Genomic DNA, 24,973 nt, shown 5'->3' on the forward strand with positions numbered 1-24,973 from the left:
CCGTGGTGACAACCCCGGGCGGAGGCCCCGCCGCGCCACAACCCCCGGTGTATCCGTCAGTGAAAAATCTCTAAAACAGCATTAGTGCAGTCCGCAGGCCGGAATCGCAGGCCAACGGCACCCAATGTCGCGTCAGCTAAAGTCAGGAAAGGCACACGACGCAACCACACTTAATATCTTTTATCGTTTGACAAGCACCCCCCAGCCCAGAACCCCTGCCAGCCAACTGGTTCCGACGGTTCCCACCTCGGTACTGTTGAGCGCGTGTCGAATTCACGAATCGAAGACATCGTCAACGGCAAGCTCGCCTGGACCGAAGTAGACCTACTCGAGATCGGCGACAGCTCAGCCCTGACACTCCGAACCGCGCTGGAAGAATTAGGAATCCGCGTCAACTACCTGCCAATCGGCCAGGCCCGGCACGTAACGGCAGCGCTCGGTGGAGACCGCCCAATCGCCCCCTTCGTAATCCTGAGCTGCCACGGCGACAGCGGCTCGATCTTCCTCCCCGAACTCGGCGGAGAAATCGCCGAGGTCCAGCCATTCGTGGGAACGATGGGGCCCGATCACGTCAGAAACCATCTGCGGCTCCCGGGAAGCGTCGTGATCTCGACCGGCTGCGATACCGGCGATCCCGCACTGGCGGAGGCGTTTCTAGAAGTCGGCGCAAGCAGCTACTTCGCCCCCACCGACTCACCAGACGGTCACGCGGCATTCATGGCCGCCCTGATCCTGTTCTACGAAATGACCGAAGGACGCGAGCTCCTGGACGCGGTCAAGCGGGTCCAGACCTACAACGACAGTTTCGCTATGTGGACTCTGTGGGATGAACGCCCCTGAAACAATGCATCGTTCTGAGCCCGATTCCGAGACGCACCGCTCGGCTGACGAGGCGAAGGCCGCCGCTGGAAGCGTCGCGGGATAGGCTACCAACGAGCGGTTCTCGTTGTGGGTGGTCGATATTCAGGCAGAGGAGCCCGGGCGGATGGATCGCCAGCGCGCAAGGTTCACCCGCCGCCATGTGCTGATCGCGGCTGGGTCTTCGGTCGCGCTCACGGCATTGACTCGGCCGGGGCCGACCGGGTGGATCGCGCGGGACGTGAGTCCATATGTCGCCGGGGTCGAGGCCAGTCGCCAGCGGGCGGAGCTGGCCGAGCGGGCGGTGGTGCGGCGGCATGTGCGGTCGCTGTGGGGGCGGTCCGGGGCGCGATTGGGGAGGATTGTGTGGCCGTCGGCGGTGGCGGATCTGGCGTTCGTGAAATGGTGTTATTGGTGGCAGGCGCACCTGTTGGACTGTGCGGTGGACGCCGCACACCGCGCCCGCGATCCGGAGCGGCTCGATCGGGTTGCCGCTCTCGCGTGGGGTATTCGCACCCGCAATCTCAGTGGCTGGACCAATCGGTATTACGACGATATGGGGTGGCTGGCGATCACGCTCGAACGCGCCGACCGACTGCTCGGCGTCCGGTTCGACCATGCCATCGACGATCTGCGTGACACCTTGCTCGACGGCTGGAACCCGGCTGTCGGGGCCGTGCCCTGGCGCTTCGGCGACGACTACTACAACACCCCGGCGATCGGCCCGACCGGTATCGCCTTCGCGCGTCTGGGCGAACTGTCCCGCGCCGTACAACTGGCCGACTTCCTGCACACCCGGCTGCTGGACCTCGACACCGGCCTCGTCCTCGACGGCGTCCACGAGCCCGGCGGGCAGGTGAACCGCACCGTTCTGACCTACTGCCAGGGTGTCGCCATCGGCCTGGAAACCGAATTGGCCTTGCGCACAGGCGAATCGAGCCACCACCGCCGGGTCACCGACCTCGTTACCGCCACCGCCGACGGACTCACCCGAGCAGGCGTAATCGCCGCATCCGGCGGCAGCGACTCGGGCCTGTTCATGGGCATCCTCGCCCGATATCTCGCCGAAGCCGCACTGGCCCTGGGCAACACGACCGCCGCCGAGATCGTCCACGACTCCGCCCGTGCGGCGTGGGAGAACCGCGCCGAGGTGGACGGGCTCCCACTGTTCGGCGTGGACTGGTCCCGACCGATCACGATATCGGGCATCCCACAGTTCTTCGCCCAGCTCATCGTGCCCGGATCGCCCTCGGAGAACCTCAGCCCCGACCTGTCGGTCCAGCTGAGCGGCTGGATGCTCCTCGAAGCGGACCACCGCCTCACCGCCGCCGGGCTCTGAGCTACACCGATCAGCGCAGGACAACCGTCGATCTCATTGTGAGAGTAGGTCGTCGGCCAAAGCCCGGAGCCGGAGCGCCGGTCCACCCTGTGGGTAGATGCCGCCGACCGCGAACGCGCCGACGATGGCGAGATGAAGTTGGTCGGCCAGCCGGTCGCTGTCGTCGACGCGGAGACGTGCCGTCAGGGCGCGGAGACGTCGGGCGAGTTCGTGCTCATGGTCGGCGCACCGCCGCCGGATGTGTTCGGCATCCGTACCGCTGAACTCCGCCGCGGTGTTGACGAAAGCGCAGCCGCGGTAGCCGTCCCGGCTCGCGACCTCCTGGATCCAGGTGAGCTGGGCGTCGAGTTCGGCTCGCGGGTCGGGGTGGCGGGCCGCGGTGTCGTCCCAGCGAGCCCAGAAGCGGTTGTCGCGGTGCTCCAGGACGGCCAGTACGAGATCGTCCTTGGTGGGGAACCATCGATACAGGCTCGCTTTGGCCATGCCCGCCTGCCGCACGACCTCGTCGACGCCGATGGCACGCACGCCGTGGGCGTAGAACAGGTCACTCGCGACGCCGACGAGCTTGTCGCGCACCGCGATTCCGCGCAACTGCTTGGGCTTGTCGCTCATGCCCGCTCGACCACGATCGCGGCCTTACCGAAGCCGCGCCGCTCCGTCACCCATTGTTGCGCCTCGGCCGCATCGCTGAGCGCGAACTCGGCACCGACAACGACGCGCACCGCCCCCGCATCGACCAAGTCCGCGATTGCCGTGAGCGCCACCGGATCCGGTTCCACCAGGCAGGAAATCGCGTCGATCCCCCGCTGCGCGGCCGCCTCTCGGTATCCCGGAATCGACCACGCGGTCGCCAGCGCGATCGCTCCACCGGGACGCACCCGGTCGAAGAGCGAGGCCCCGAATTCGAACCCCACCAAATCGATTGCCGCATCAGCCTTTCCGACCGCCGCGACCGCCGCTGAATCGCCGTAGTCCACGCACGTCTCCGCTCCCAGCCCCCGCAGCGTGGCGTGATACTCCGGACGCGCCAGAGCGGTCACAGCGGCACCACGCGCCACGGCCAATTGCACCGCGAGATGCCCCACCCCGCCGGACGCCCCGCTGATCACCACATGCCGCCCAGCCTCCACCCGCGCGGCGTCGAGCATCTGCCACGAGGTCAGCGCGGCCATAGGCAAACACCCCGCCGCCACGAAGGTCGCGGATTTCGGCATGGGCACAAGGTGATACGCGGGCACCGTCAGATACTCCGCGTACGTCCCCGCCGGGTAAGGAAACCAGGGCAAGCCATACACCCGATCCCCCACGACGTAGCGACTCACCCCGTACCCCACAGCATCGACCACCCCCGCGACATCCCACCCCGGAATATGCGGCAACCTCATCGACTGCTCGTACCCCAAATTGCGCCCGGTGTACATGTCGATCGGATTCACACTCGTCCCCCGCACCGCAACCCGAACCTCCCCCGCCGCAGGCTCCGGCCGCTCGACCTCAACCACCTCCAACGGCCCACCCCACCGCTCATGCCGAGCCGCCCGCATGGTCCCACCACTCCCCCGCCGCGCCCCGACAATCACGACGCCCCCACCCCCGAGCCCGCAGCCGCACGTCGACCCCCGCCAACTTCCCTCGTATCCAAAACCCTTACAACCACAAACAACTCGCATTCCTCAGAGCAAAATCAAGACTGACCTGTCTCGATTTCACGATAGGAGTGCGGCTGTGCGACCGTCAACCCTGCGGCCGAAACAGACTCGCCACGTTGATCTTCCGCAGACGCGGCCAAACGAAGGAGGGCCATCATGATGTCTAGCGATGTCGCGGGCGCGGTGCGGGTGGCTCGGGCCGCAGCACGCTACGAGTGGACCTGGACCCGCGCCAACCTGATCCGCTTCTGCGAGAACCTGGGTTGGGAAGCCTCGGACACCGAGGACGGAGTAACCGTGACCACGAATCTCGTTGTCCGAAAACCGACGGCGATGATCTACCTCGACGCAGCGGCCCTAGCTGATCTCGAAGAGTTCGATCAGGACCTTCTCGAGGTCGTGGTTATAGTCGCCCGAGCCGAGAGTTCCGAAACCAGCGCGGCGACACAGAGCTGCTTCACCCGAATCGCCGCCGCGCTGTCGACCACGCTGGGCCCGGGGACGCACAGCTACCCGAGTGGCGAGCCAGCCCCAGCCTGGGACCTGGAGAAAGTGTTCATACGCCTCGGAATGGTTCCGGGGTTGATCGGGCTGTATCTGGTCAATCCGGCATACCAGGCATCGATCGACGCGTTTCAAGACGAGCACGACATCGATGACTAGACAGACCGCGCGATTCGACCGCAGGCGAGAACGCTACCGATGTCTGTCGCATGCTGTATTCATAGTTGCGTAGCGACCAGAGAACACAGATGCGGGTGAAGCAGTGGCGCACGATGGTGGAGCGCGAGGGGTCCTCGTTACCGGTGGGGCGGGGGATATCGGGCGGGCTGTGGCGCGCAGGCTTGTGGGGGCTGGGTGCGAGGTTGTGGTCGCGGATCTCGATGAGGTGGCGGCCGCGGCGGTGGCGGGTGAGTTGGGAGCGAAAGCCACAGGGGTGCGCCTGGATTTGAGCGATGACGGGAGTATCGAGGGGGTGGCGGGGGCGCTCGCGGGAAGGGTGTCGGCGGTCGTGCACTGTGCGGGGCTCGCGATCGTGGAGCCGTTTCTCGGGAGTTCCGTGGCGGATTGGGACGCCATGCTGCGGGTGAATCTGCGGGGTCCCATGCTGCTGACCAAACACCTCCTGCCCTCGCTCCTCGAAACGGACTCCGCCAGAATCGTTTTCGTGTCCTCCGATGGAGCCCGCGCCGGAGCGGGTGGCGAGAGCGCCTATGCCGCCGCCAAAGCCGGGCTGTTCGGGTTCGCGAAATCGCTCGCTCGCGAAGTGGCTCGCGAGCAGGTGACCGTGAATGTCGTTTGCCCGGGGCCGATCTCGGGGCAGATGGTCGACCGGACCATGCGGGAGCACCCGGGCACACTCGCGGCACTGGAGAAGGCCATACCCATGAAACGGCTGGGGCAGCCCGACGAAGTCGCCGCACTCATCGCGTGGCTGGCAAGCCCCGAGGCCAGCTACATCACCGGCCAGCTGATCAGCGTCAGCGGCGGCATCACCATGTCCTGAAGGAGTAGCGTCCCATGCCCGCCCAACCCGTCGTCGATGCCCACGTGCACCTCTGGGACACCAACCGCCATCCCTGGTACCCCCAGCTCGCCGAATTCGCCTCGCACGCAGGCAAACCCGAGATCGCCGACACCTTCCTCCTGCCCGACTACGACCGCGCCGCCCCCGCCACGGTCACCGGCCTGGTGCACATCTCGGCCACCACCGCCCCGCACGCCTACCTCGACGAGACGCGCTGGATCGACGCCCTCGCCGCCGACACCGCGCGCCCCATCGCGATCGTCGGCTCGGTCGACCCGACCCTGGAACCGCGCGCGATCGTCGACCACCTCGACGCCCAGGCCGAATCCCAGCGCCTGCGCGGCATCCGCGTCTTCACCGGCCTGCACCCCAACACCCCCGCCGCCGACACCATCGCCTCCTGGCTCCAGGACCGCGACGCCGTCTTCGACCTCGTCGCCACCCCCGCCACCATGCTCGACTGGATCGACTTCCTCGCGGGCTACCCGAACCTGCGCGTGGTGCTCGAACATCTGGGCCTGCCCGGCGGCACCGATCAGCCCGCCCGCACCGCCTGGCAGAACGCACTCTCCTTGGCCGCCAAGGAAACCGGCTGGCAGTGCAAACTCTCCGGCCTCGGCATGATCTGCCCGGACTTCACCTGGCCCACCCTGGAGTACTGGCTCGAAACCAGTATCGCGCTGTGGGGCTGGCAGCGGCTGCTGTTCGCCTCCAATATGCCCATCGACACCATGGCGGGCTCCTACCGCGACCTGCTCGCCGCCGTGGACCGCGCCGTCGCCGCCGACGCCACCGACGAGGAGGCCGACCTGTTCTATCACGGCACCGCCGCCACCACCTACGGCCTGCGCTGACGCCCGTCACGCCCCGGCCAGCTCGGAGACCAACCGGCTCCCGGTGAGCCGGTAGTCCCCGCCCGCCAACTCGTACATGCTGATGTACCCGTCCAGATCCTCGGATTCGGTGTCGCCGCGAATGATCCAATAGTGCGGCACCCCGAGACCGGCGTAGATACGCAGCTTCTCGATGGCGTCCTGCACCTGCGCGTCGTGGCTCACCGCATCGACCACGGCGTGAATATGGCTCACATCGTGGCTGGTGCTGTGCTTGCCCGGGCAGTATCCGGGCCGGAACACTATCCCGTCGGCGAGGAAATTGTTCTTGCCCAGACTGCCTCGCGCGAACCCGCTGTCGGCCACGTACTGATTGCCGGTGACCTCGTAGCCCAGACGCCGCCACACCTCGAGCACCTGGAACACGATCCGGAAATACCAGAACGTGACGGGCATCAGTGTCAGCTCCAATCGACCGGATCGCAGCTCCCACGCCCAACCACGCGGCACGGCGGGCAGCGCCTCGAATTCGGCGCGCGTGCGAATCCCGGTGGCGGGCAGATCGAGCTGCGTACTCACGATCCACCTCCCGATTCCACGCGCCGACAGGACTGGAACACCATAACCTCAGTCAACCGACCAGAACGTTTAGCGACGCCCCGGCGAGTTGCCGAGAATTAGCCTTCTGATTCCGGCAGTTACACGAAAATGCTTGTTACACATACCAACTCGGAATGACCCGAGGTGACCATTCCCACAACGCCCGAACTTGCCCCTTCAATTAGGTGCGCCGTAAAGTTACTCACCAGTTAGGCACGGAGCTGTTCCTACCTTCGGCCGACTTCTGCTAGGGGGCCGAATCAACCACGTCCGCATCCACCGACGCATGTCGGACGAACACCGTTGGTCACCAACATGTTCGATATAAGGAGGGGTCGATGGTTTCCTACATCGTCACGGGCGGAACCGGTTTTCTCGGGCGACGGGTACTCGCCGAACTGCTGAATCGCGAGGCCGATGCCGTGGTGCACGCCCTGGTCCGCGAGGCGTCGGTCGCGAAACTGCGTGAACTCGCCGCGACCTGGAACGCCCAGGACCGCGTCTTCCCGCTCATCGGCGATCTGACCGCGCCGGGACTCGGACTCGCCGAGGAGACCCCGCGCGCCGACCACATCATCCACCTCGGCGCGGTCTACGACATGACCGCCGACGAGGCGACCACCCATGCCGCCAATGTGCACGGCACGGCCGCGGTCATCGCCTTGGCCAAGGAACTCGACGCCGTTCTGCACCATGTCTCCTCGGTGGCGGTGGCGGGCGACCACAAGGGCAAATTCTTCGAAGACGATTTCGACCTCGGCCAGAATCTCGATTCCCCGTACCACCGCACCAAGTTCGCGGCCGAGAAGATGGTCCGCGAATCCGGCGTGCGTTTCCGCGTGTACCGCCCCGCCATTATCGTCGGCGATTCGCGCACCGGTGAGATGGACAAGATCGACGGTCCGTACTATTTCTTCCCCGCCATTTCCGGATTGGCCGCGCTCCCCGCCGAACTGCCGGTGCCGCTGCCGGATCTGGGCGCCACCAATATCGTTCCGGTGGATTACGTCGCCCAGGCCATGGTCCAGCTCATTCGCAAGCCGGGCCTGATCGGCAAGACGTTCCATCTGGTGAATCCCGAACCGCAGCCGTTCACCGAGATCTACGCCGCGCTGGCCAAGGCCGCCGGTGCCCCCGCCGGTATCGGCGCGGTGCCGGGCAGCCATACCGCGCTGGCCACGCTCGGCCATATTCCCGGCGTCGGCACCGTGCGTGATTTCCTGTTGGAGCGCTTCGGCATTCCCGCCGAGGTCGCCCCGCACACCTCGTTCAACTCCGAATTCGTCTCCGACTCGACGCGGGCGCGACTGCGCGATCTCGAGGTCCCGGCCTTCGAGAGCTACGCCCAGGTGCTGTGGGACTACTGGCGTGCCAATCTCGACCCCGACCGTGCCCGCCGCACCGAGGGCGACGCCCTCGACGGCCGCATCGTGTTGATCACCGGAGCCTCCTCCGGTATCGGCCTGGCCACCGCGCACGCCGTGGCCCGCCGCGGCGCGACCGTGCTCATGGTGGCCCGCAGCACCGACGAGTTGGAGGCCGCCGCGGCCCGGGTCCGCGCGGAAAGCGGTGCGGCACAGGCGTACACGTGCGACATCACCGACGAGAAGTCGGTGGAGCTGCTGGTCAAGCAGATCCTGGCCGACCACGACCACGTCGACTACGTGGTGAACAACGCGGGCCGCTCCATCCGCCGCGCGGTGGTCAACTCCACCGATCGTATGCACGATTTCGAACGGACCATGGCGGTCAACTACTTCGGCGCGGTCCGGCTCATTCTGGCGCTGCTGCCCTCCATGCGGGAGCGCCGCTTCGGCCATTTCGTGAACATCTCCTCCATCGCGGTGCAGACCAAGGTGCCGCGCTTCGCCGCCTATGTGGCCTCGAAGTCGGCGCTGGACAATTTCAGCGAGATCGCCGCGGTCGAGAACGCCGATGCCGGAATCACCTTCACCTCGGTGCGCATGCCGCTGGTGCGCACACCCATGATCGCGCCGACGGATCTGTACAAGTCGATTCCGGTGCACACCCCCGAGCAGGCGGCCGATCTGGTGGTGCGCGCCCTGGAGAAGCGCCCGAGCCGCATCGATACCCCGATCGGCACCTTCGCGCAGTTCGTCGACACGGTCATGCCGTCGGTGAAGAAGGCCATTCTGCACCAGGGCTTCCGGCGCTTCGGTGAATCGAAGGCCGCCAAGGACGGCAAGGCCGCCGAACCGGCCGCCGCCGAGCACAAGGAGTCCCGCAGCCCGCTGCTGGCGCTGGGCCCGGTGGTGCAGCCGCTCATGGGGCTGTCCGGTCCGGCCGCTCGGATCACCAATGTGATTCCGGGCCTGCACTGGTAAACGTCTCTCGCGCACAAGGATTCGGCCCGGCGAACATTGCCCGCCGGGCCGAATCCGTGGGGAGCCCCTCCCCTGGTCCGCTCAGATCCGGTCGGCCGCGAAGTTCGCCGCCGCGACGAAGCTGTCACCGTAGGACACGTGCGAGGCCACATTCACCCCGCCGCCGCAGATGGGATCGCCTCCGGTGCACCAGTTTCCGGCCCGCCAGGCGTACTCGCCCGGCACACCCCAGCCGATGGCCCGCATGGGATCACCGAACAGCAGCACCGCCGCGACTCGACCGCCGAGATCACCCGGCAGCTGCACCCGACCCGGGTACCAGTTCACCGCGCCGGTCCCCAGTGCCGCGTGCACGACCGCCGCGCCCTGCGAATAGCCGACCAGAACGAATCGCTGCCCGGGGCAGGCACCGGCCTGATAACTCAAGTGCCCCACCAGATCCGCGCTACCCGCGCCGAGATTGAAGCTGTGGTCCGCCGGATAGGCGACCGAGTAGGCGCTGACCGAGACCGGCAGTCTGTCCTGGAGCATTCCGAACAGCGGATCGCCCACCACATTGCCGAGCCAGCCGGGTTCGCCGGTGCCCCGCGCCACCACCACATCCACGTCGGCACACCAGCTCGCGCGCGCCGTGGTCGTATGTAACGGGAACAGCGCACTGGCTACCACGAGCAGTGCGGCGAATACCCAAGCTGTACGCCACTTTCCAGACAGCAACACCTCTCGGCCGCTCATAGTCCTCACCCTTCTCACGCCGTTGTGAGAAGCCGGGTGACTCTTGTCAGTGACAAGTGACGCTCACCCGACTATAGGTCCCAAGGTAAGGAGAGTGAACACTCGCGGCAACGCCCGGACTGGATGGATACCCAAAAGCCACTCGATCGTATCCATTCGAAACTTGTTAGCTACAGGCAACTTCGGGGCAACGAACCGGCATCGGAGCGGAATCGGGTCTTGGCGCGAAGCGCACCCGAACTAGAACGCGTTTCCATAGTGTGTCGGTATGGAACGACTCACCGGACTGGACGCCAGCTTCCTCTACCTCGAAACCGACAGCCAACTCCTACACGTCTGCGCGCTGCTGATTCTCGACCCCGACGCGGACGACATCGCCTACGAATTCGACGAATTCAAGGCCGAACTCGGCCGCCGCATGCACCTGCTCCCGGCCATGCGCCGCCGCCTGCACACGGTCCCGTTCAATTTGGATCACCCTGTGTGGGTGGAGGATTCGCGGTTCGACCTCGGATACCACGTGCGGCGGGTGGGTCTGCCGCCCGCGGGCGGAGAGCGCGAACTGGCCGAACTCGCCGCCGATATCGCCGGACGCCCGCTCGACCGCACCCGCCCGCTGTGGGAGATGTGGGTGGTGGAGGGGTTGCCCGACAACAAGATCGCGGTCATCGCCAAGTACCACCACGCCATCGTGGACGGCATCACCGGCACCAATATGATGATGCACCTGTGCGATATCGAGCCGGGCAAACGCTACGAGGCGCCCGCGGACGCCCAGCCCGTGCACCCGGGCGAACCGAACGATCTGCTCTTGGCCGCCGAAGCCGCCCTGAAGATTCCCGGCAAGCTCGGCATGGTTGGCATGCTGCCGAAGACCTTGGGAATCCTGGGTGGTCTGGTGCAGCGGCGGCGCGCCAACGGCTCCGGCATGCCGCTGCCGTTCACGGCCCCGCGCACACCGTTCAACAAGGCGATCACCCCGCATCGCGCGGTGTCGTTCACCCAGGCCGATTTCGCCGATATCAAGGAGATCAAGTCGGCCTTCGGCGTGAAGGTCAACGACGTGGTGCTCGCCGTGGTGGGCGGGGTGCTGCGCGACTATCTCGAATCCCGTGCGGAGCTGCCGGATTCCACGCTCATCGCCTCGATTCCGGTCTCCACCCACGAGACCACCCGGCACGAGCGCGGCACCAACAAGGTCTCCACCATTTTCGCGCGGCTGCGCACCGATATCGCCGATCCGGTCGAGCGCATGCGGCTCATCGCCGACGACAATCGCGGTGCGAAGGAGGAGCACAACCTCATCGGCGCGGATTTCCTCCAGGATTGGGCGAAGTACGCCCCGCCCAACACCTTTCAGCTGGCCGCGCGCGCCTACTCCTCGCTGAAGTTGGCCGAACACCATCCGGTGGTGCACAACCTGGTGGTGTCGAATGTGCCCGGACCCAATTTCCCGATGTACTTCCTGGGACTGCGGGTGGACGGCATGTATCCGTTCGGGCCGGTCTTCCACGGCGCGGGGCTCACCATCACCGTGCTCACCAATGACGGCGATATGGACTTCGGATTCATCGCCTGCAAGGAACTCGTCCCGGATGTGCAGCGTCTCGCCGACGCCGTCTCCGAGGTGGTCACCGCCCTGCTCAAGGCGGCCCGCGACCAGAGCTGACCCGCTCGGCTACACCCGATCGACCACCGACCGACAGGCCTCGAGGAGTACGGGGACAAAGACGTCCGCCTCGAGTACACAGGCCGCATGGCCCGCGGGAGCCAGGAAGATCTCCGCTCCCGGAATCATTTTCGCCATTTCCAGTTGCCGGTAGACCGGCAGCGCGCGATCGTGCGTGGTGATCACCACCGCCGTCGGCACCTTCAGATTCGGCAGCCACGGCGAGGAGTCGAAGCGCCCCAGCACCGCGATGGCCTGGGCCAGCGCCCAGCCGCTGAGACTGCGCATCTCCCCCATCGCCCAGCGATCCATCCGCCCCACCGGCCAGGTGTTGGCGGGCAGCTCGGGGAGCCGACTGGACTTCAAAGCCGCTCGCCGCCACGAGAATTCGGCGGTGGTGGCCGCCAGCGCGGCGAGGGTGCGATGGAAGGCCCGCTCCCGCCACTTCTCCTGGAACCGGTAGGTGGTGGCGCACAGCACCAGTCCGCCCACCCGGTCCGGATGCCGGTGCGCGGTCAACTGCGCGGTGATACCGCCCATCGAATAGCCCGCCAGAATCGGGCGTGGCACCTCGAGCACATCGGCCAGCGCGATCACGTCGTCGGCACAGTCGTCGAGATCGAAATTCCCCGAACGGATTCCGTGTCCGTGCCAGCGCTGATCGAACAGGACCACCCGGTAGCGCTCGTTGAGTTCCTTCAACGACGGGAACCAGTTCAGCATGGCGGTGGTGGCCGCGCCGTGCAGCAGGAAGACCGTCGGGGCATCGGGTGTCGGACCGGGCAGATCGACCACATAGGTGCTGCCGCGGCCGGGGAGCTCCACCATGGAACCGGCGGGAACCTCGGTCAACCTGGATATACGCGCGGAGAGACGGCGAGATCGGCGGCGTGCGCCATTGGTCGCGTTCAGATCGCGTGCGGTCAGTTCCAGTTTGGGATCGGTCATCGAAAGCCTCCCGACGGGCCGCCCCCTGCGGGCGGAATTGGAACACGTTCCACTAGGATGATGCCATATTCGCAGGGGGCAGTCGCGACCCGGCGGCCGGAGCTCGCGGCGTTGTCAGTCGCAGGGCCGCTGGGCGGGGACCACCGTGGTGACGAGCGTCGTGACCGGGATCGGTGAGGGCGGCGCGGGCGGCGGGACCGTGATGTTCTCGTACATTCGAATCTCGGTGTAGCGCACCGCACCCGGTTCGATGGCCACCCCCGAGACCAGAATGTCGTGGCCGTAGATGTCGGAGACCATGGCGGTGAAGGGGCCCGGCCCCAGGCCGGAGGCGGACCAGTAGTTGTCGTAGCCGCGGCGCAGGGCGCGCCAGTCGCCGCCGGAGTCCGGGCGCAGCGCGACTTCGCGCAGCGGGTTGCCGGTGCCCGCGAAGAGCAGTCCGACCCAGTCGCCCGAGGAGCCCTGCTGGACCCGGTAGGACAGCTGTGGCGGCGGAGTCGGGTTGCGCACCTTGCTGATTCGCACCGGAGCCACACCCTCGGACGGGTCGGCGACCTGTTCGAAGGCGGCGACGCTGAGGTCGTACTGGTGTGGAGCGCAGCCGGGGCAGCGGTCCACGATCTGGGCCCGGACACTGCCGAGTGGGCCGTCGATATCGACATAGGAGCCGCAGGCGAGGGAATCGTCGTATTCGGCGGTGGGGACGCCGATGTAGAAGCCGTCGAGGGGCAGGTCGGGGAACGAGCAGGCGACGCCCTGGCTGAAGTGATAGAAGCGCGCCTCCCGATCCTCCGGCGGGAGATGCTCCTCGACTATCGGAAGCTGTTCCGGCGCAATCGGACTCGGTTGGATGATGGGCGGTACCACCTTCACGGTGGTGACGGCCGTCGTGGTGGAGCAGGCCGCGGGTTGCGGGCGCGCTATCCACATGGCCCCCGCCACCACCGTCAACCCCGCCAGCGCCGTCCACAGCCATGGTCTCGTGGTCCGGACCTCTTCGTGTCCCGTGCGGTGCATGGCCGCTCCCCAGCCTCCAAATCGGGTTTGCTGCAATGATGCTGACTCATTTCAGGAAAGCATCCGCGCAGCTGGCGCATGGCGTGAATGAGAAACTCGGAGTGCATGACTCGGCGTGTCGGCGGCGTGTCATGGACAGGGTGTGGCTGGCGCGGGCGGCCGGGCCTCCACCGTGATTCGCGCGGAACACGACCGCGGCCCGGGGCAGACCGGCTCCGAGGTGGTCGTCTGCGCCGCTAGGGCAGTAGTACCGCCGCGCCCGCGAAGCGCCCGCCCGCCAGGTCCGCCAGGGCTTGGTCGGCGGCGTCGAGGGCGTAGCGCTGGACGGTGACCTCGATCCGATGTTCCGCCACGAATGCCAGGAATTCGCGGGCGTCACTTCGGGTATTGGCGGTGACCGAGCGGATCTCCCTCTCCTGGAACAGATGCCGCTCGTAGTTCAGCGGCGGGATATCGCTGAGGTGGATACCGGCGATGGACAGAATCCCGCCCCGATCAAGGGCTTCCAGTGCGGGCAGCACGAGTTCGCCCACCGGAGCGAAGAGAATGGCGGCGTCGAGCAGGACCGGCGGCGGTTCCGCCACACCCTGCGCCGAGGCGGCACCCAACTCCAGGGCGAGGCCGCGCGCGGCCGAATCACGGGTCATCACATGGACTTCCGCGCCGCGCGCCAGCGCGACCTGCGTGGCGAGGTGCGCGCTGCCGCCGAACCCGTAGACGCCCAAGCGCCCGCCGGGCGGGAGGCTGGCGCGCTCCAAGGCCCGATAGCCGATGATTCCCGCGCACAGCAGCGGAGCGAGTTCGGCGTCACTGTAGAAGTTCGGCAGCGGATGGGCGAATGCCGCTGGCACGACCGCGAATTCGGCATAACCCCCGTCGGCGTCCCAGCCGGTGTACCGCGACTCCGGACACAGGTTCTCCGCGCCGCGCACACAGAACCGGCACCGCCCACAGGTGTGCCGCAGCCACGCGATCCCTACCCGATCCCCCACCCCGAACTCACCATTTCCCTTGTCCCCCACCGCGACAACCTCCCCCACCACCTCATGCCCCGGCACCACACCCTCCCGGTGCACCGGCAGATCCCCCTCCGCCACATGCAGATCCGTCCGACACACCCCACACGCCAGCACCCGCACCAACAACTCCCCCGCCGCGGGCTCGGGCACCGCCGTCCGCCCGAACCGCATCGGCCGCCCCTCCACCGGCCCCGGCCGCTCGACCCGCCATACGCGCATACATCGAGCTTAATTCCCCAGGTAGTCCTTCCGTGGGAAGGCGCGAGCCACCCGCCGCGGCGCGCCGCCGCAACATTCACCGAGGGCTGGAACATTCATCCGATGCCGGAACATTCATCCAATACATGGCCGCGCGCCAGCGACGACAGTACGGGTCATGAGCACACGACTCGAGCACCGGATCCGGCGAGCCGAACGGCGGGTCGCCGATGCCTACGGCCTGCGGATGACGGAGCGCGGCGTCGCCGTCGCGGAGCCAGCGGTGCAGGTGCGGGTCTTGACCGTGGGGTCGGGCGCGCCGGTGCTGTACATCAATGGACTCGCCACTCCCGCAATGGGTTTCGCACCGTTGATCGCTCGACTTCCGGGCTACCGTCATATTCTGGTCGACCTACCCGGTCACAGCCTCGCACCTCCCTATCGCTGGCAGGGACGACCCGTCCGCGACTTGGGCGTCGGTGTACTGACCGGGGTCTTGGACGGTCTCGGGCTCGGCGAAGTTCAGGTCGTCGGCAGTTCCCTCGGCGGGTTGTTCGCGCTCTGGACGGCAGTGGACGCCCCGGGGCGGGTGTCGCGAGCTGTGATCGTGGGGACCCCCGCAACGGCTCTGCCCGGAACGCGCGGCACGGCCTCCATGGCGGCACTCACCTCCCCGGCGTGGGGTTCAGTGCACCAATGCCTGATGCGGCTGCCCTCCCCCCGGTCGGTCGCGCGATCCGCCTTGGCGGAGGCGATCGGGCCGGATGCCGCACGCGGTCTATCCGACGACCTCCTGGACCTGCACCGTCTTCCGCTGCGTCTACCGGGCCAAGCCGACTCGTATCGGAGCTTGCTGTGCCGCTTGATGCGCGGTCCCACGCCCCGCGGCGAGAACGTCCTGACCCAGGCGGAGTTGGCGGGCATCACGACACCGATGCTGTTCGTGTGGGGTGAGCGCGACGTGTTCTGCGCACCGGACCGGGGTCGCGACAGTGTCGCGAGGATCCCGACGGCGAAACTGTCGGTAGTACCCGGCGGCCACAGCCCCTGGCTCGACGACGCCGCCGGATGCGCGGCCCTGATCGGCGATTTCCTCGCCCGCGAGGAGGTGGCGGCGGGTGATCCACGCCGCGGGTGATCCTTCGCTTCGGTTCACGATCATCGGGTAGCCCACCGATATCCAGGCAATCGATCGGAGGGAGGCATGGTGACTCGTTTCGGGTACACGCTGATGACCGAGCAGAGCGGGCCGCGCGAGCTGGTGCGCTACGCGGTGGCGGCCGAGGAGGTGGGGTTCGACTTCGCGGTGTGCAGTGACCACTATTCGCCCTGGTTGAGTGAGCAGGGGCATTCGCCGCACGCGTGGACGATGTTGGGTGCGGTGGCCAATGCGACGCATCGGCTGCCGTTCATGACCTACGTGACGTGTCCGACCATGCGGTATCACCCGGCGGTGGTGGCGCAGCAGGCCGCGACGCTGCAGATCCTGGCCGAGGGCCGGTTCACGCTGGGGCTGGGCAGTGGCGAGAACTTGAACGAGCACGTGGTGGGCCAGGGCTGGCCCGGTGTGGTGGACCGCCACGACCGGCTCTTCGAGGCCATCCGGGTGATTCGCGAACTGCACAGCGGCCGCACCGTCAACCATCGAGGCCGGTGGTATCAGCTCGACGCGGCGAAGCTCTGGGATCTGCCGGAGCAGCCGATCCCGCTCGCGGTGGCGGTCTCCGGCCCGAAGTCGGTGGAGCGCTTCGCGACCATCGCCGACGAAATGGTGCTCACCAGTCCGGACGCCGACGCCGTCTCGTCCTGGCAGGAGATCCGCCAACGCAAGCCGGGCGATACCGGCCCGTCCCGCGTCACGGGTCAGCTGCCGATCAGCTGGGATACCGACCGCGACACCGCGATTCGCCGCGCGCACGAACAGTTCCGGTGGTCGATGGGCGGCTGGGAGGTGAACTCGAATCTCCCCACCCCGACCGCGTTCGACGCGGCCACCCAATCGGTCCGCCCCGAGGACGTGGCCGAGCAGATCCCCTGCGGCCCGGATCTCGACGCCATCGTGGAGGCGGTACGACCGTGGCGGGAAGCCGGATTCACCGATATCGCCCTGGTCCAGATCGGCGACGAGCGGCAGGAGGAATTCCTCGCCAAGGCCGCGGGCCCGCTACTGGCGAAACTTCGCGAATCCGATAACTGAGCCGGGCCGCGGCAACAGGACGAGTACGCCCGCGACGACGAATGCCGACGAGATTGACGAGATCGGCCAGCCGGTCCAGCATGCGGTCAACGGCGGCGCGGGCGAAATCGGCTTCTATGAGATCACCGCGGGAGCGAATTGCGTGCGCGCCGTTACGGTTCGACGCCCAATGCGCGGGCGAGGAAATCGGTCAGTTGGGTGCGTACGCGCTCGCGGGTGAGGCCGACGGAACCGCTGTGGACGGCCGCCAGCAGGGCGGACATGAGGACCGAGAGCATCACCTCGCCCGCTATGCGGGTGTCCAGGCGCGGGTCGAGGTAGCCGTGTTCGATGCCGAGGCCGACCTCCTGGGCGGCGGCCGCGCCGTCGATCTGGGCATTGTGCATGACGCGTTCGATGACCTGGTCGTCGATCGACGCGGCTTCGAAGAGCAGGAAGTTCACCAGGCCGGGCTCGCCCGCCACCAGGTCGTAGCAGCGGTCGACGATGCGGCCGAAGCGGGCGCGGAATTCGTCGAGGCTGGCGGGGATGGCGTCTTCGCCGATGAGGCGTTCGCGAATGACGTCGAAGCAGTGGTCCAGGACGGCGTCGAGAATGTCGCGCTTGTTGGCGAAGTAGTTGTAGAACGTGCCGTGGCTGACGCCCGCGCGCAGCACGATATCGTCGACGCCGATGGCGCGGTAACCCCGTGTGGTGACGAGTTCGTATGCGGCGCGGACCAATTCGGCGCGGCGGCGGGCCGAGTGCGCGGCCAGCCCGAGGCGGGGCTCGTTCACGCGCTCACCGCCCGCACGCGCAGCGCCTTCTCCAACATGAGCAGCGCCATCTCGGTGGTGTGTTTGCGCGCCTTCGGATTTCCCACGCCGCGTAGCTCCTTCACCACGCCCGGCATCACCATCATGAGGATGGTGTGCGCCAGCACATCGACATCGAGGTCGCGGCGCAGCCAGCCGTCGTCCACGCCGCGCCGCAATTCACCCGCCACCCAGACCGCCACCATGGCCTCCAGGCCCAACAGCCGCTGGGTGAGTTCGTCGTCCACGGCGCTGGCCTCGACGAGCAGCAGCCGCAGTACCTCCGGTTCCCGTTCGACGAGTTCGTAGATCCGGTCCGCGCCCGCCCGCACGCCGTCGAGCAGGTCGGTGAGGCTGTGCACCGTCGGCACCAGGGTTTCCGGCCGCAATGCCGCCATGAGCTTCTCCACACCGAAATCGATGACGTGGTCCAGGATTTCACGCTTGCTCTGGAAATAGCGGTAGACCGTGCCCTGGCCGATTCCGGCGTGCGCGGCGACGGCGGCGACGGTGGTCGCCTCGTAGCCGCGCGCGGTGAAGACGTAGTACGCGGCTTCGACTATCTGCCGACGCCGTCGCCGCGGAAGTTCCGCCTGCGGTGGTCGGCCACGGCGCGGGACTATTTCGCGGTCCCGTCCTTGACGGTGGTGTCCTTGGGGCCGTAGTCGACGACCTGCCAGTCGCCGCCGTTCTTGGCGACGGTCACCACGAGCAGATTCGGCACGGTGCCGGGATCGGTCTGCTGAATGTTCTGGGTGCGCTGGGTGGCGAAGACCGTGACCACGTACTGGTCGTCGCCGCTGGACTCCACCGAGGTGCCGAGCACATTGCCGGTGGCCACCACCTGCGCCTCGGTCATGATCTTCTCCAGGGTGGGCTTCACCTCGGTGTAGCGCTGGGTGAGCGCGTCGTTGGTGCCGCGCTGCACGCCCTCGAAGAAGGCGGGCAGATTCTTGTAGTCGTAGGTGAGCGAGCGCAGCGTGTAGTCGCGGGCCACCGCCGCCGCCTGTTCGCGGTCGCTCTCGGCGGTGCGCAGCGCATTCAGATCGCCCGAGGCGTTCTGCCAGCTCACCCCGAAGGCGATGGCGAGCACGCCCAGCACGGCCGCCGCGGCACCGACCAGGTAGGTGAGGCGGTGAATTCCTTTGGCGGGCACGGGCTTCAGGGTATCGGACCCGGTTTGCGCCGGGGCCGATTCGGTGGAGGACTTCGACAGGTTCACCACGCTGCCGGTGGTCGCTTCGGTGTCGGTGGTCTCGGTCTTGTCGGTATCGCTCATGGTCGTGTCCTCTGTTCTCGAAAGTGGTCAGCGGGGGCCGACGGTCACATGGGCCGCGCCGTCGCCCGGGAAGACGGTGCCGAGCAGGTCGATGATCGAACCCGCGTCCACGCGAACGGGTTTCACCGCGCTGGTGGCCGGTTTCAGCGCCGTCGCGATATGGCCCAGATCGGGACCGAGCATCTGGATGTACTGGTCGATACGCTCAACCAGCGGCCCCACCGGATCCTCGAAGACGTTCTCGCCGACATAGGAGAAGTCCTGGAAGGACCGAATGATGTGCAGCAGTTCCGGCAGCGCGGTCTCCACATCGATCGCGGTGGCGCTCAATTCCGGTGCGCGACCGTCGAAATTGTCACCGAGGGTCTGCACGTTGGCGTACAGGCGGGCGATGGCGTCGCGCTTGTCGCGCAACATGCCCGCGGTCATCGTGAGCGCCCTGGTCAAATTGGCGACATCGGCGTCGCGGCCCTCGAATCCCGCGGCGAAGGTGGTGGCGAGCCGATCGACCTTCTGCGGGTCGATCTGCGCCGTCAGCGCATCGAGTTCGGCGAGGGCGTCACCCACGGTGGTGGCGATGCGCACCTGACGCGCGGGCACGATGCTGCCGTCGCGCAGGAACGGACCCGCGGTGCCGGTGGGCCGGAAGTCGAGGAACTGCTCTCCCGCCGCCGACAGGTTGGAGATGCGCACCTCGCTGTCGACCGGAATGCGGTAGCGCGCATCGAATTCCAGCCGCACGGCCAGCCCGGTGCCGGTCGCCTCGATACTGCGCACGCGCCCCACCGGCATCCCGCGCAGCGCCACCTCGGAGGTCTTCATGAGCCCACCGGAGGTGTTCACCAGCACGGTGATGGCATTGGTCTCGCGACGCGGATCCAGGTTCAGCACACCGACCGCCATATAGCTGCCGCACACCAGGGTGAGCACCAGCAGCAGCACCAGCGATACCGGTCCGGAGAGTGAGAGTTTCACGGCACCATCCCAATCGAGCGCAGCACCGTGACCAGTTGGTCGGCGCTGGCCTGCGCGTCGACCTTCCGGACGTGGACCTCCGGTGCGTTGAGAAACGGAATCAGCTTGTCCCGCAACAGGGTGTGGAAGGTTTCCAGATTCGCGGGCAGGGTGATGTCGGCGTAGGCGACGGTCAGGGCGGTGGGCGCGAGGATGGCGGTGATATCGCGCAGGTCGCCGGTGAACGGCAGCAGCAGCTCCCCGGCCTCCTCGGCGAGGGTGCCCGCGCCCGCGATCAGGCGCACCACATTGAACAGCACGCCCGCCAGGCCCGCCGCGCGTTCCGGGCCGAGGGTGAGGATCTCGTCCACGGCCGCCTTACCGGATTCCAGCCTGCCGGTGATCTGTTGCGCCGAGGCCAGGATTCGGTCCAGATCCGCGGTGTGCGAGGCCAAGTCGCGCAAGGTCGCTGTGCCCGCCGCGGTGATCCGATCCAATTCGGCCGGGTCGGACGGGAAGGCGGCGTTCACATCCGCGACCAGGGTCTGCATATCGGCCCAGCGTCCGCCGGTCACGATATTCGACAGCGCGCGCAGAATATCCTCCACATTGGTGGCGGGTACGGTCTGCGAGACCGGAATGACATCGCCGTCCTGGAGGAATACCGCGTCGGACTGTTTGGGCGCTTCCAACGCGATGTGGATATCGCCGAGGATGGTGGACTGGCGCAGTTCCGCGGTGGTCTGTCTGGGCAGGCGCGCACCGGCTTTCACCTGCACGGTGGCCACGGCGGTATTGCCGATCAGCTCGATGTGGTCGAGCATGCCGATCTCGACGCCGTCGGCGATGACCTTGGCCCGGTCGGGCAGGTTCAGTACCGAGCCGAATTCGATGCGCACCGAATAGGTGTCGCCGCTGGGATAGGTACCCGGAATGGGGATATCGGTGGCACGCACACCGCACCCGCTGAGGGTGAGCACCAGCGCGGCGGCCACCGCGGGCACCAGTTTTCGTCGTAATGTCGTCCGCGTCATTTCGCACCCGCCTGGGGCAGTCGCGCCGCCAACGGCGGCAGATGCGCGAGCAGATCGCCGATATCGCCTTGGCTGCGGATCAGCGTTTGCACCTGCGGCAGATACTGATCCAGCAGCGCGTAGATCTGCGTATCGTATTTGCCGACATTGCGGGCGATCACCGGCAGGAACTCCACCGCGAGATCCACCGCGCTGGAGAATTCCGCGGAGAAGTCGCCGATGAGCTGAATACCCTTGCGCAGATTGTCCAGCAGTGTCTGCATATCCGGCCAGTTCGAGACGAACATGGTGGTGAGGGTGTCCAGGTTCTCCACCAGCCGCCGGAACACCACATCGCGTTGCGCGGGATCGCCGACGACCGTGGAGAGCCGCTGCAACAACTGATTCCACTGCTGCCCGGTCCCGTTCAGCGCGCTGTCGGCGGCGGTCAGGGTCGAATCGATGAGGGTGTCGCCCGGCTGCCCGCCGCCGGTCAGATCGCTCGAGATCCGCGCCATGGCGTCGAGGGCCTCGCTGATGCCCACCGGAGTCTTGGTGCGCTCCAGGGGGATACACGCCGAGGTGTCGAAGCGCGGCCCGCCGGTGTACGGCTTGGTCAGCTCCACGTGCCGGTCGGTCACGATGGAGCTCGACAGCGTCACCGCCTCGATATCGGCGGGCAGGGTGTACTTCTCGCCGATCTCCATGGTGACCCGCATCCGATCCCCGCGCGATTCGATGGTCGACACCGTGCCGACCTCGACCCCGAGCATGGTCACGCTGTTGCCCTCGTAGAGGCCCACGGTATCGGTGAACTCGGCGCACACGCGCTGCCGCTGTTCGGCCCGCGCCGCACTCCCCCACGACACCCCCGCCACACCGAGCGCCACCACCACGACGGCGGCCCCGGCACCGAGTGCTGTTCTACCCCAGGTCTTTCCACGCCACCGCATTCAGCACGCCTTGCCTTCGTAGGGAATGCACACTTCGACGCCGTCCTGCGGCTGCCCGATGCTCACCTGGCCGCCCAGCATGGCGGTGAGCTTCGCGACCACGTCGCGGATTCCGGCGACCACCGTGTCGATGCGGGTCGGATCGGCCATGATCTTGGAGAAGATCTGCTCGATCTCGGTGATGGGCGGTTCTACGGTGTCGCCGTAGGCCATGAGCGGCCGGTGCAGGACGGCGAAAAGCCTTCTGATCAAACCGAATACCCGCACGATCTGTTCTTTGCGATTGCCGAGCTGATCGGCCACCGTACCGAGCTTCTGGACGAAGTCGGCCAGCATCGCCTTGTCGTCGGCGATGGCGGCGAGGTACTCGTCGGAGATCTGGAGGGTGGTGTCGAGCTGCCGGGAACGGTCGGCGAGTACGCCGGTGAGCTCCGCGGCATTGCCGATGACGCCGCGCAAGGCGTCCGGCTGTCCGACCAGCGCGGTGTTGAGTTCCGCGATGGTGGAGCGCAGGGTCTGCGCGTCGACCTGGCCCATGACCGGTGTGGCGGTGTTCAGGATATCGCTCAGCTCGAACGGCACCGTGGTGCGCTCGGGCGGAATGTGCTTGTCGCCCAAGGCTTTCTCGCCCGTCGGCGTCAACGCCAGGTAGTGGCCGCCGATGGGTGTGAGCATCTTCAGTTCGACGGCGGCCTGATCGCCGACGTGCACATCGCGTTCCACCCCGAACACCACCTCGACGTGATCGCCCACGAGCTCCACCGAGCGGATCTTGCCGACATTGATTCCGGCGACCCGGACCTCGTCACCGGGGCGCGCGCCACCCGACACCCGGAAGTCCGCGGTGTAGGTGCGCTCCCCGAGCGGCACCACGTACAGCGCGCCCGCCGCGAGCAGCAGAATCGCGCACACCACCACACCGGCCGCGCCCCACCGCAATTGACTCGATTGATCACCTTCGCGGCCGAGCAGTTCGCGGATCACCTCCGCGACCATCTCCACATAGCGTTTCACTTGCACACCACCAGGTTCTGGTTGTCGAGCACGACGGCCCCGATATCGGGTACCTGCGTCTCCCCGTTCGAACAGGTAATCCGGGGCCGATAGCCCTCGCCCGGCAGCGCCTGATTGAGCCCGGTGACCAGGCCGGGTGTCAGCGCCAGCAGCTCGGTGAGCCGATCGGTCTGCGGCACCAGCCGCCGCAGCAGGCCGTCGACCGGCCCGTAGGCCACGTCGTAGGCATCGCGGCCCTGCTCCAGAATCGGAATGAGCGGGCCGAGCACCCGGTCACCCTTCTCGATGGAGGTGATCACACCCGCCATCTGATCGGTGAACTGGCGCAGGATCTCCGAGAGCTGATTCACCAGCGCGCCGACGGCACTGGATTTGCCGCCGATCTCCTGCGACACCACGCCCAGGTTCTGAATGAGCAGCACGATCACGCCCTCACTGCTCTTGGCGTGTTTGGTGAGCGCGTCCAGATCGGCCAGTACCGGGCCGATACCGGAGCCGTCGCCCTGAATGACACGCAGCAGGTTGGTGCCGAACTGGTTGAGCTGCTCGGGTTCCAGGGTGTCGAACAGCGGCTTGAAGCCGTTGAACAGTTTGGAGACATCGAAGCTGGGGATGGTGCGCTCGGGCGGAATCACCGTGCCCGGTGCGAGTTTCGCGCCACCGGGCTCGTCGGTGAGCAGTTCGACATAGCGTTGGCCGATGAGGTTCTGATAGCGCACGGCCGCCCGGGTGTTGTCGTAGAGCGGGCGCGCCTCGTCGACGGTGAAGCGCACCCGCGCCCGGGCCTGGTCGAGCCGCACCGACTCCACCTTGCCGACGGCCACACCGGACATGCGCACCGAATCGCCTTCGAAAAGCCCTGAGACATCGGTGAACACGGCCTCGTAGGTGACCTTGTCACCCGGGATGGGGGTGCGCAGCGCGGTGACGATGAACCCCGTGCAGGCGGCGACCACGAGGACGAAGACCGTGAGTTTCGCGGCGGCTGAACCGACTCCGTTCATTTGGCCCCTCCCGCCAGTGAATCAGCCAGGTACGGCATGGTTTTCGCGATGAGCTCCACTTCCAGGCGCACCCGGCCGTCCACCACCGGGAACGCGCCGTCCACGGCCTCGAGCAGCGCGGGGATCCGGTTGTAGGCGGGCGCGACGGTGCCCAGCGAGACGCTGATCGGCACCGCCAGATCCAGCACACCGCTGAGAATGCGCTCCAGCTCGGGGTTGTTGGTGTTCAGCAGGTCCGCGATGCCGGTGAGCACCCGCACGTACGCGCCGTCGGTGGCCTTGTTGGTGCGATCCCGATTGGCCTCCTCGCCGAAGTACGCGCTCTGCTCCAGAATGCGCAGGATCGCGCGGCCCGTCGGCGGGGTGAGATCGGCGAACGCGCCGGTCATATCCGCGCCGATACCCAGATAGTGGGCCATGGGCGCGCGCTGGCCGTCGGCGAGCATGCGCGCGGTCTCGAAGAACGAACTCAGCGTCGGCCCCATGGCCTCGGCATTGTCGAGCATCAGATCGAAAAGCCTACGCACGCTGTCGGAGTCGAGTACCTCGGTGAGCCGCGCGGCGCGGCGGAAGACGCCCGCCACCGTGGCATTGGCCGCGTTCTCCCCGATGCGCAGCGTCGCGCCCTCGGGCAGTTTGCCGCCCTTGCCGGTGGTCACCAGCTCGATGGCGCTGGAGCCGAAGACATTCGACGAAGTGAATCGCGCGGTGGCGTCGTCGGTGAGCGCCTCGGCCTGCGCGCGGTCGAGTTCGACCTTGATGCGCTGCTGCCCGTAGCCGACGGTGCGCACCTCGCGCACGGTGCCGATGGCCAGCCCGCGGAACTTCACCTCCGCGCCGGGCGCCAGCCCCTCGCCGAGGGTGGCGGCGTCGATGGTGAGCGCGAACCGGTCGGCGAAATTGCCTTTGGCATAAGAACTTACGACGACGGTGAGCACGACCAGGAAGATCGCGACCACCACCCCGCGCAGGCGCAGTGCCCACGCTCCGGCACTGCGACCGGAGTGATCCTTGAAGACCGCCATGT

At 67.0% G+C, this 24,973-nt stretch carries 25 protein-coding genes and 1 pseudogene; 9 read left to right on the forward strand and 17 right to left on the reverse strand.

Annotated elements, in window-relative coordinates; genetic code table 11:
- Positions 1-264: 264 nt before the first annotated feature.
- Together ACIBH2_RS32840 and ACIBH2_RS32845 are read left to right on the forward strand one after the other, a co-directional pair.
- A complete protein-coding gene (locus ACIBH2_RS32840; RefSeq protein ID WP_397124719.1) occupies positions 265-840 on the forward strand; it encodes a hypothetical protein in 576 nt (191 codons plus the stop codon).
- A gap of 259 nt (positions 841-1,099) precedes the next feature.
- Entirely contained in the window at positions 1,100-2,197 is a 1,098-nt protein-coding gene (locus ACIBH2_RS32845) for a glycoside hydrolase family 76 protein (protein WP_397124721.1), read from the forward strand.
- A 33-nt stretch (positions 2,198-2,230) separates the two neighbouring features.
- Here the strand turns inward: ACIBH2_RS32845 and ACIBH2_RS32850 are convergent, their stop codons facing one another.
- Both ACIBH2_RS32850 and ACIBH2_RS32855 read right to left on the reverse strand, forming a co-directional pair.
- Positions 2,231-2,809, reverse strand: a complete 579-nt coding sequence (locus tag ACIBH2_RS32850; RefSeq protein ID WP_397124723.1) for a TetR/AcrR family transcriptional regulator — start codon at positions 2,807-2,809, stop codon at positions 2,231-2,233.
- Positions 2,806-3,741, reverse strand: coding sequence for an NADP-dependent oxidoreductase (locus ACIBH2_RS32855; RefSeq protein WP_397124725.1), 936 nt, complete (start codon positions 3,739-3,741; stop codon positions 2,806-2,808). Before ACIBH2_RS32855 ends, ACIBH2_RS32850 begins: the two co-directional genes overlap by 4 nt.
- 261 nt (positions 3,742-4,002) lie before the next feature.
- Here ACIBH2_RS32855 and ACIBH2_RS32860 point away from each other — a divergent pair, with 261 nt between their 5' ends.
- From ACIBH2_RS32860 to ACIBH2_RS32870, 3 genes are all read left to right on the forward strand, one after another.
- Positions 4,003-4,509, forward strand: a complete 507-nt coding sequence (locus ACIBH2_RS32860) for a DUF6301 family protein (protein WP_397124727.1) — start codon at positions 4,003-4,005, stop codon at positions 4,507-4,509.
- Positions 4,510-4,612: 103 nt separating this feature from the next.
- On the forward strand, positions 4,613-5,353 hold the full coding sequence (locus ACIBH2_RS32865; protein ID WP_397124729.1) for an SDR family NAD(P)-dependent oxidoreductase: 741 nt from the start codon (positions 4,613-4,615) through the stop codon (positions 5,351-5,353).
- Positions 5,354-5,367: 14 nt separating this feature from the next.
- Positions 5,368-6,228 carry an amidohydrolase family protein gene (locus ACIBH2_RS32870; RefSeq protein WP_397124731.1) on the forward strand — a complete coding sequence of 287 codons (861 nt, stop codon included), beginning with the start codon at positions 5,368-5,370 and terminating at the stop codon, positions 6,226-6,228.
- A gap of 6 nt (positions 6,229-6,234) precedes the next feature.
- On the opposite strand, the gene ACIBH2_RS32875 is transcribed toward ACIBH2_RS32870, so the two are convergent.
- Positions 6,235-6,786, reverse strand: a complete 552-nt coding sequence (locus ACIBH2_RS32875) for a Uma2 family endonuclease (RefSeq protein ID WP_397124733.1) — start codon at positions 6,784-6,786, stop codon at positions 6,235-6,237.
- Positions 6,787-7,145: 359 nt separating this feature from the next.
- Here ACIBH2_RS32875 and ACIBH2_RS32880 point away from each other — a divergent pair, with 359 nt between their 5' ends.
- On the forward strand, positions 7,146-9,152 hold the full coding sequence (locus ACIBH2_RS32880) for an SDR family oxidoreductase (protein WP_397124735.1): 2,007 nt from the start codon (positions 7,146-7,148) through the stop codon (positions 9,150-9,152).
- Positions 9,153-9,233: 81 nt separating this feature from the next.
- Here ACIBH2_RS32880 and ACIBH2_RS32885 read toward each other — a convergent pair whose 3' ends face one another.
- Entirely contained in the window at positions 9,234-9,887 is a 654-nt protein-coding gene (locus tag ACIBH2_RS32885; RefSeq protein WP_397124737.1) for a cutinase family protein, read from the reverse strand.
- A gap of 268 nt (positions 9,888-10,155) precedes the next feature.
- Here ACIBH2_RS32885 and ACIBH2_RS32890 point away from each other — a divergent pair, with 268 nt between their 5' ends.
- Complete coding sequence (locus tag ACIBH2_RS32890) at positions 10,156-11,556, forward strand: wax ester/triacylglycerol synthase family O-acyltransferase (protein WP_397124739.1); 1,401 nt, start codon at positions 10,156-10,158, stop codon at positions 11,554-11,556.
- Positions 11,557-11,565: 9 nt separating this feature from the next.
- Here ACIBH2_RS32890 and ACIBH2_RS32895 read toward each other — a convergent pair whose 3' ends face one another.
- The 3 genes from ACIBH2_RS32895 to ACIBH2_RS32905 form a co-directional block, all read right to left on the reverse strand.
- Positions 11,566-12,504: an alpha/beta fold hydrolase gene (locus ACIBH2_RS32895; RefSeq protein WP_397124741.1), complete on the reverse strand. Its 939-nt coding sequence runs from the start codon at positions 12,502-12,504 to the stop codon at positions 11,566-11,568.
- A gap of 114 nt (positions 12,505-12,618) precedes the next feature.
- Complete coding sequence (locus tag ACIBH2_RS32900) at positions 12,619-13,521, reverse strand: expansin EXLX1 family cellulose-binding protein (RefSeq protein ID WP_397124743.1); 903 nt, start codon at positions 13,519-13,521, stop codon at positions 12,619-12,621.
- Positions 13,522-13,757: 236 nt separating this feature from the next.
- A complete protein-coding gene (locus ACIBH2_RS32905; RefSeq protein ID WP_397124745.1) occupies positions 13,758-14,759 on the reverse strand; it encodes a zinc-binding alcohol dehydrogenase family protein in 1,002 nt (333 codons plus the stop codon).
- 157 nt (positions 14,760-14,916) lie between these two features.
- Here ACIBH2_RS32905 and ACIBH2_RS32910 point away from each other — a divergent pair, with 157 nt between their 5' ends.
- Both ACIBH2_RS32910 and ACIBH2_RS32915 read left to right on the forward strand, forming a co-directional pair.
- Positions 14,917-15,876 carry an alpha/beta fold hydrolase gene (locus ACIBH2_RS32910; protein ID WP_397124747.1) on the forward strand — a complete coding sequence of 320 codons (960 nt, stop codon included), beginning with the start codon at positions 14,917-14,919 and terminating at the stop codon, positions 15,874-15,876.
- A 69-nt stretch (positions 15,877-15,945) separates the two neighbouring features.
- Positions 15,946-16,935, forward strand: a complete 990-nt coding sequence (locus ACIBH2_RS32915; RefSeq protein WP_397124930.1) for a TIGR03557 family F420-dependent LLM class oxidoreductase — start codon at positions 15,946-15,948, stop codon at positions 16,933-16,935.
- 152 nt (positions 16,936-17,087) lie between these two features.
- On the opposite strand, the gene ACIBH2_RS32920 is transcribed toward ACIBH2_RS32915, so the two are convergent.
- From ACIBH2_RS32920 to ACIBH2_RS32965, 10 genes and pseudogenes are all read right to left on the reverse strand, one after another.
- Entirely contained in the window at positions 17,088-17,711 is a 624-nt protein-coding gene (locus ACIBH2_RS32920; RefSeq protein ID WP_397124749.1) for a TetR/AcrR family transcriptional regulator, read from the reverse strand.
- Positions 17,708-18,139, reverse strand: coding sequence for a hypothetical protein (locus ACIBH2_RS32925; protein ID WP_397124751.1), 432 nt, complete (start codon positions 18,137-18,139; stop codon positions 17,708-17,710). The genes ACIBH2_RS32920 and ACIBH2_RS32925 overlap by 4 nt, the downstream gene beginning before the upstream one ends.
- A 27-nt stretch (positions 18,140-18,166) precedes the next feature.
- A pseudogene (locus tag ACIBH2_RS32930) lies at positions 18,167-18,409 on the reverse strand (TetR family transcriptional regulator); the annotation flags it as partial.
- Complete coding sequence (locus ACIBH2_RS32935) at positions 18,349-19,008, reverse strand: hypothetical protein (protein WP_397124753.1); 660 nt, start codon at positions 19,006-19,008, stop codon at positions 18,349-18,351. The pseudogene ACIBH2_RS32930 and the gene ACIBH2_RS32935, both read right to left, overlap by 61 nt.
- Before the next feature lie 27 nt (positions 19,009-19,035).
- On the reverse strand, positions 19,036-19,983 hold the full coding sequence (locus ACIBH2_RS32940; RefSeq protein ID WP_397124755.1) for an MlaD family protein: 948 nt from the start codon (positions 19,981-19,983) through the stop codon (positions 19,036-19,038).
- Entirely contained in the window at positions 19,980-20,996 is a 1,017-nt protein-coding gene (locus ACIBH2_RS32945; protein WP_397124757.1) for an MlaD family protein, read from the reverse strand. Before ACIBH2_RS32945 ends, ACIBH2_RS32940 begins: the two co-directional genes overlap by 4 nt.
- Positions 20,993-21,928, reverse strand: a complete 936-nt coding sequence (locus ACIBH2_RS32950; RefSeq protein ID WP_397124759.1) for an MCE family protein — start codon at positions 21,926-21,928, stop codon at positions 20,993-20,995. The genes ACIBH2_RS32945 and ACIBH2_RS32950 overlap by 4 nt, the downstream gene beginning before the upstream one ends.
- Positions 21,929-22,948: an MCE family protein gene (locus ACIBH2_RS32955; RefSeq protein ID WP_397124761.1), complete on the reverse strand. Its 1,020-nt coding sequence runs from the start codon at positions 22,946-22,948 to the stop codon at positions 21,929-21,931.
- Positions 22,939-23,946: an MlaD family protein gene (locus ACIBH2_RS32960; RefSeq protein WP_397124763.1), complete on the reverse strand. Its 1,008-nt coding sequence runs from the start codon at positions 23,944-23,946 to the stop codon at positions 22,939-22,941. Before ACIBH2_RS32960 ends, ACIBH2_RS32955 begins: the two co-directional genes overlap by 10 nt.
- Positions 23,943-24,971: an MlaD family protein gene (locus ACIBH2_RS32965; RefSeq protein ID WP_397124765.1), complete on the reverse strand. Its 1,029-nt coding sequence runs from the start codon at positions 24,969-24,971 to the stop codon at positions 23,943-23,945. Before ACIBH2_RS32965 ends, ACIBH2_RS32960 begins: the two co-directional genes overlap by 4 nt.
- Between the last annotated feature and the right edge of the window lie 2 nt (positions 24,972-24,973).

The organism is Nocardia sp. NPDC050406 (assembly GCF_044459025.1).
Taxonomy (GTDB): Bacteria; Actinomycetota; Actinomycetes; order Mycobacteriales; family Mycobacteriaceae; genus Nocardia.